7 protein-coding genes and 2 tRNA genes are annotated in these 6,210 nt (G+C 61.0%); 4 read left to right on the forward strand and 5 right to left on the reverse strand.

All coding sequences use genetic code 11. The annotated features are described in order from the left end of the window. Positions 1-45 precede the first annotated feature (45 nt). Both AC1XDK_RS22215 and AC1XDK_RS22220 read right to left on the reverse strand, forming a co-directional pair. Complete coding sequence (locus AC1XDK_RS22215) at positions 46-678, reverse strand: VOC family protein (RefSeq protein ID WP_483352158.1); 633 nt, start codon at positions 676-678, stop codon at positions 46-48. Between the two features lie 100 nt (positions 679-778). Then, entirely contained in the window at positions 779-1,231 is a 453-nt protein-coding gene (locus tag AC1XDK_RS22220; protein WP_483352159.1) for a DUF8215 family protein, read from the reverse strand. Positions 1,232-1,442: 211 nt separating this feature from the next. Between AC1XDK_RS22220 and AC1XDK_RS22225 the strand changes: the two genes are divergently transcribed. After that, complete coding sequence (locus AC1XDK_RS22225) at positions 1,443-2,108, forward strand: DUF7119 family protein (protein ID WP_483352160.1); 666 nt, start codon at positions 1,443-1,445, stop codon at positions 2,106-2,108. A 25-nt stretch (positions 2,109-2,133) separates the two neighbouring features. Here the strand turns inward: AC1XDK_RS22225 and AC1XDK_RS22230 are convergent, their stop codons facing one another. Beyond that, positions 2,134-3,414 carry an ArgE/DapE family deacylase gene (locus AC1XDK_RS22230; protein ID WP_483352161.1) on the reverse strand — a complete coding sequence of 427 codons (1,281 nt, stop codon included), beginning with the start codon at positions 3,412-3,414 and terminating at the stop codon, positions 2,134-2,136. Between the two features lie 109 nt (positions 3,415-3,523). Between AC1XDK_RS22230 and AC1XDK_RS22235 the strand changes: the two genes are divergently transcribed. Both AC1XDK_RS22235 and AC1XDK_RS22240 read left to right on the forward strand, forming a co-directional pair. Continuing rightward, positions 3,524-3,597 (forward strand) — tRNA-Lys (locus tag AC1XDK_RS22235). A 243-nt stretch (positions 3,598-3,840) separates the two neighbouring features. Continuing rightward, positions 3,841-4,041 (forward strand): DUF8123 family protein, encoded by a 201-nt coding sequence (locus AC1XDK_RS22240; protein ID WP_483352162.1) that lies wholly within the window; start codon positions 3,841-3,843, stop codon positions 4,039-4,041. A 12-nt stretch (positions 4,042-4,053) separates the two neighbouring features. On the opposite strand, the gene AC1XDK_RS22245 is transcribed toward AC1XDK_RS22240, so the two are convergent. Next, positions 4,054-4,866 (reverse strand): hypothetical protein, encoded by an 813-nt coding sequence (locus AC1XDK_RS22245; RefSeq protein WP_483352163.1) that lies wholly within the window; start codon positions 4,864-4,866, stop codon positions 4,054-4,056. A gap of 93 nt (positions 4,867-4,959) precedes the next feature. Between AC1XDK_RS22245 and AC1XDK_RS22250 the strand changes: the two genes are divergently transcribed. Continuing rightward, on the forward strand, positions 4,960-5,190 hold the full coding sequence (locus tag AC1XDK_RS22250; protein ID WP_483352164.1) for a hypothetical protein: 231 nt from the start codon (positions 4,960-4,962) through the stop codon (positions 5,188-5,190). Positions 5,191-5,456: 266 nt separating this feature from the next. Here the strand turns inward: AC1XDK_RS22250 and AC1XDK_RS22255 are convergent. Beyond that, a tRNA-Cys gene (locus tag AC1XDK_RS22255) sits at positions 5,457-5,532 on the reverse strand. Positions 5,533-6,210 lie beyond the last annotated feature (678 nt).

Genomic DNA, 6,210 nt, shown 5'->3' on the forward strand with positions numbered 1-6,210 from the left:
ACCGCCTAACGAGGTCGGACGGGACTGTGCCATCCGCAACTTGCGCTACAACCCGCCCGCACCGGTCGGGGCGTCGGGGAGGTCTGCCGGTTCGACCGGGATGCCGAGTTCCTCCAACGCGGCTTGGAGGTGCTCTCCCTTCGCGTACTCGGAACCGTCCTCCTCGCGTTTTCGCTGGGCGACCGCGAGTACCTCGGCGCGTCTGTCGTCCGGGATGTCGAACTTGTCCGTCGTCAGTTCGATGGTCAGACCGTTGTGGTCCGAGGTGTACAGCGAGTAGAAGATGCTCCGGTCGAACTCGTTGTACCGGCGGCCGTGCGCTTCGAGTCGTTCACGGACCTCTTCGATTCGCTCCGGGTCGAATCGGAACGCGAGGTGATGGACCGCGCCGATTCCGGTTCGCTGGGGTGCGGGATTCGACTGGCGACCCTCCTCGACGAAGAAGGTGATGATGCGACCGTCGCCGCTGTCGAAGAAGAGATGCGTGACGTTCGGCGCGTCGAGGTTCGGTTGGCGAAGGACGAGCGGCATCCCGAGCACGTCCCGATAGAACTCGACCGTGTCCTCCTCGTTGCTGCCGATGAGGGTGATGTGGTCGGTTCCAGTCAAGGGGACCGCACCATCGGGGCGCTCGGCGGTTATCGGTGCCTCGCCGTGGGTGGAAGGTTCGTCGGACATGGCGTTCTCACCCGTTCGTTGGCTTCGAACGACGATATACTCTCGCGGACGGGAGCGTCACCACATGACATCGATGTCAGTGGGAACGACCGAGAAGCCCTTATTTCAGCTCACCGACGGCCCGCGCGAGTCGCGGGAAGACCAGCGCACTGCCGACCGAGAGGAGGACCACAACCGTCGCCGTTACGGCGGGCGAGTGGAGCGCGAGGTCGGTTGTCGCGCCAGCATAGGCCACTACGGCGACGACGACGGTGTAGTAGAGCAACCGAAGGAGCAACAGGAGGGGAGTCACCGGCGGCCAATCGACGTCGAGCCACGGACCGCGAAACGTCCCGACGCAGACGACGAGCGTCAACCACGAGAACAGGGCGGCGAACTTCAGCGGCGCGTTGGGTTCCGCGTCCATCAACCCGTAGAAAGCCGGTAGAGCGAGGAACGTTACCTCCCCGACGGCGAAGAAGACGCTCTCGACCCACTTCTCGACGCCCTCCTTTTCGTCGCGGGTTCGAAGTTGGCGCTCCTCCGTCGAGTAGTCGGAGCCGTGGCCGGTCATGGGGAAAAAGTTGGGTGGCGTCGCACATAAACGTAGGGAGGAACCCGGTCGTTAACGCCGGGAGAGTCAATACGCGAGCAACAACAGTTGGAAAGAAACAACATCCGAGGCGGTGTTGAAACCGGATTTCGATATCCAGAACCGGGTGTCAGTCGACAAAATCGGTCGTTTGGGCGGTTCCTTTTTACCCCGTCCGACCAATCCACGAACGATGACCAACGGCCCCGGCGAGGAGCCACCCGTAGACCGAAAGTCACCGGTCGGCAAACCGGTCATCCGTGGCGACGAGACGATAACCGGCCCACGGGCACGGGAAGCGAAGGCGTTCGATCCGAACGACCCGGAGAGCGTCGACGAGGCCGCTCAAACCGTCCGTGCGTTCGCGGGAGGAGGCCCCGGCAACGAAGACAACGTGTACATGTTGCGCGGGGCGGCGGCCTGTGCGGCGCTCGTCCGCGGCGTCGGATCCTACAAAGGGGCCGCGGAGCGGGCGGGCGGCGAAACCACGGTGGCCTTCATCCGAAAGTGGGCGCGGGTACACGACCTCCCGCGGTCGATTCGACGCCACGTCGCTGTCGGGCACATCGCGCCGACGGCTGCCAAGCACATCGCACGAGTCGACGGGGACGCCCGCTACCAACTCGCGTGGGCCATCCTCGACAACTCGCTGACCGTGCGCGAAGTGCGCGCCATCGTCAGCGACATCAGCGACGGAGCGACGCCGGAACGCGCGCTCCGAAACCACGGCGTCACGCTCGGCGAGGTGACGCTTTCGCTCCCGCCGGACCTGTACCGCGAACTCCGACGCGAGGCCGCACTCGCCGACGAAGAACCGGAACAGGTGGTCGCTCGGGCGCTCGAAAAGGAACTCGGCTGAAAACGAATCAAAGGTCGAAAGCGTGTCAGTCGAGAAACGTTCGTGCGGCTTCAGTAAGCACCGTTCCGGCCGTCAGCACGTTCGGCCACTGCACCGTCTCGTTCGGAAAGTGTGCCTGTTCGATGGTTCCCGGTCCGAACACGGCAGTCGGGATTCCGGCAGCCACGTAGTGGCGTGAGTCCGCACCGTACGTCTCCCCGCGAAGCGTCGTGTCGAGACCGCTCGCCCCCATCGCCGACTGAAGCGCGCCGACGACCGGTTCGTCCGCGTCCGTCTCCGCCGCCTCGAACTGGATGGAAAAGCGCTCGAACGTCGGCGGATGTTCGCGAAGCCACTCGTTCCCCTCGACCACTTCGGCGAGTCGCTCCTCGTACATCGCTTCGACTTCATCGACGGTTTCGCCCGGCGCGACGCCGAACCGCATCTCCGCGGTAAGCGTCGCGGGAACCGACGAGGACCACGTCCCGGCTTCCACCGTTCCGATGACGATGGGCCACGAAATCGGGAACTCGTCGTACAGCGGATGCGTGACCGACTCGTTTCGCTCGGCTTCGAGTTCGTAGAACGCGCGTCGAATCTCCTCGAAGTGTGGGAGCACGCTCTCCCCGCGCCACCGCGTGGCCGCGTGTGCGGAGCGGCCGGTGATGTGTAGGCGTTTCATGACCGTCCCCTCGACCGCAATGACCGGCGTGAGGTCGGTCGGTTCCGCGATGATGGCGGCGTCGCGCTCGAACGGGTACGGGTTCGACAGCGCCGCCGCTGCGGCACCGATTCCACCCTCTTCTTCCCCGACGACGCTCTCGACGACGAGGCGACCGTTCAGGCCCGCTCCGTTCTCGTGGAGGTGTTTCGCGGCGAAGACACAGGACGCGAGTCCGGATTTCATATCGACCGCGCCGCGGGCGGTGAGGCCGTCGCCGTCCCACGTCGGTTCGAAAGGGTCCGTATCCCACGATTCGCGGGCGGCCGGAACGACGTCCATGTGCCCGTTCAGGACGAGCGTTGGACCCTCGTCCGGATTGCCGAACTCCAAGACGCCCGCGACGCTCGGACGTTCTGCGAGGGTCGGCCCGCCCGTGCTCGCTTCGGTGTGTTCGATGTCGGCAGGGTCGTCGGGGAACGACGGATGCTCGGACAGCTCCTCGGCGTGGGTCGTCCACTCGTACGTTTCGAACCCCATCTCGGTCAGCCGCTCCGCGAACCATTCCTGTGCGGGACCCTCGTTGCCACCCGTCGTGTCGAACGAACAGAGCCGTTCGACGAACGCGCGCAACTCCTCGCCTTGTGCTGTATCAAAGTCGGTCATGATTCGACAGTCGAGACCCAAGGAGAAAACGATACGCACCCCGGAAACGAGTACGCGACGAAAATGGAATGGCAAACGTTTAAACGTCGCAACTCGCAAGAAGAGATGAGGGCTGGTAGCTCAGTTAGGCAGAGCGTCTGGCTTTTAACCAGACGGCCAGGGGTTCAAATCCCTTCCAGCCCGCTTCTTCGAGGAACGGAGGTGACGAGCGAAGCGGTTCGAAAGGATTTGAAATAAACCGAACGTACGCCCGGGAAGCGACTGCGAGGCGCAAGCGCCTCGATGCGGACGGCGAGGCCGTGAGCGAACGACCCGGAACGTTTGGGCGTAGTTCAACAGCCCTTTCCGGGACGTTTTCGCGACGAAACGAACGCCCAGCGACGTCATTCAGTAGATATTATAAGTCATCCGAACACAGAACCGAATATGAACCGTTACGTTTCGGATTCGCTCGAACCCCTCGGAATCGCGTTCGGGGTCCTACTCGTTCTCATCGGAATCGGCACGCTCGTCGGAACGCCGTGGGCATACAAATCGGGAAGCGCACTCCTCATGCTCGGGCAGATACTCGGCGCTGTCGCAGCGATCGGCATCGGCGGAGCTCTGGCGTGGATCGTTCGGACGTAAAAAAGGTCGTTCTTATCCCTTGAACGGGAGGTAGGCGAGCATTCCGATGAGCGCTGCCGCGAGGAAGCTGAGGATGGAAACGCCCCACAGTCCCGCAATGCGCTCGTGGAAGTGTGCTATCGACTCCTCCTGTTCGTTGTAGGCCTTCACGTCGGACGACAACAGGACATTCTTGCCCTCAGCATGGGCGACGAACGTCTTGTTATTCGGTCCGAGTTCGGCTGCGGTGCCGCTTTTAAGCGCCGTCGTCGTCGTCTTCGGAGCCTTCCACTGGAGGGTCACCGCTTCAGCCGTGATGTTTTTGACTGTCGTGGAGTTGTTCGAGTACTGGAAGGAGTTGCCAACGCGCAACGTCTTGCTCTCGGGTTCGCCGAACTGCTGACGTTTGTACTCGTCGACTGGAACGAGCGACTTGTTCCCATCACTGCCGTTGGTGACGACGTACGTCTCGTTACCCTGCTTGACCGTTTGCGTGTCGTTCGTGAGGTTCTGGACCTCGCGAAGCGTCGCTTTCTTCGGCTTCGACTTGTTCGGGATGAGGACCTGGAATGTCGTATTGTCCTGTTTGACTGTCGAATTGTTCGCCAGTTCAGCCGAATACGTGGCGGCTTGCTGGGTCCACGCGACCTCCGCGGAGCCCTCACTCAAGGACGTCACGTTGTACTGCCGACCGTCGACAGTGAACTGCTGTCCTTGCTGTGAGAGCGTCTGATCCGGGTTGTTCACCGAAACCGTCGGCTCCTGAGCCATGCCGACCAGTGAGTATGCCCCGGCAGAAATGACGAGGAAGATCGCAATGTATACGCCCGCTGCTCGTCGTTGCATACTCTAGCCCCGGTCCGCGTTCGGTATAATGGTTACTTTTTGGTTACACGGTTCACCCCTTCTTTTCATTAGCCCCGAAAACGAACGTGAGGCATGAAATTTGGCGTCATCAGCACGGCAAAAATCGGTGTAAATGCCGTGATACTGGCCATCAAGGAGGCAGGACACGAAGTCACTGCGCTCGCGTCGCGGAGCGAATCTCGTGCTGCGACCGTCGCAGAGCAACTCGACATACCACACACCTATGGAACGTACGAGGGGTTACTCGAAGACGATGAGATAGCCGCCGTACACGACATCCCAGACGCACTCCACGCCGAATAGTCGAAACGGACCGCAGACCACGGTCCCCACATTCCCTGTGAGAAGTCTCTTGCGGTGGACGCCACCGAAGCCCGCGAGAGAGGACCGATTTCGTTCTAAACGCGTGCCAGTCGACACGAGATCGGTCAGAAAGTGAGGACTTTTCGAACGTGGAATAGACTGGAGTGTGACACGAGAGTCCAGAATTCGTATTACTGGGAGTAGTACTCACAGGGAATCCGGTCGCATGGGACATGGCAGTCGCTACGAAGATAGGTTCACAAGAAAGCCAAGGGCCGGATTTGAACCGGCGATGGGCGGCTCTGCAGGCCGCTGCGTTCGGCCGGACTCTGCCACCTTGGCGCAGGCATTCCTTCGTATCGGCTTGGTTTAAGCATAGCGGTCTCCCGTGAATCGGAATTGTTGGACGGAGGTGGCAATGGATATCGGTAGGTGGAACGGATTTTTATTATTCGTCGACACACAGTCGATGAAATACACAGACCCCTTCCGATACAATGTCCGACTAGCCGTGGTCGGATTCGCTCAACGCCATCGAAGCCGCACCGGAGTTACATCACGTGTTGGTGGAAGACGACCGCGTTCGCGTCGTCGAAGTCATCATTCCCCGGTGAGAAAGAGTCGACTCACACACCGGTGTCCGAGTGTGATGATGGTCGACCGGGCCGCCCGAATTCGCTATTACGACAAAAACGGGGGTACAGCGTTCGAGTCACCGAAACGGGAAGAGGAGGGGACCCCACGCGGTAGAAAACATCGAGGTACACCCCTACCACGCGGTCCGAGTCGAGCTAAAGTCCGAGTAGCAAAACGGTCGCTTTAGAGGAGATCAAGATACCGAAAGTCCGCGGGCGATGATATTCCAGCGAGAGATGTCACTGGGCGCTCGAAAGAAATGCAAAAACCCCCACAGAGCCGATGCTCTGTGAGGGTCAATGAATGCAGTATGAGTGGAAGGCGGCGAATCGAATTTCCCAGAGGCTCGCGCACTCCAGTACTGACCGAAACGCAGACAGGCTT

It is taken from the genome of Haladaptatus sp. HS23, assembly GCF_056892285.1.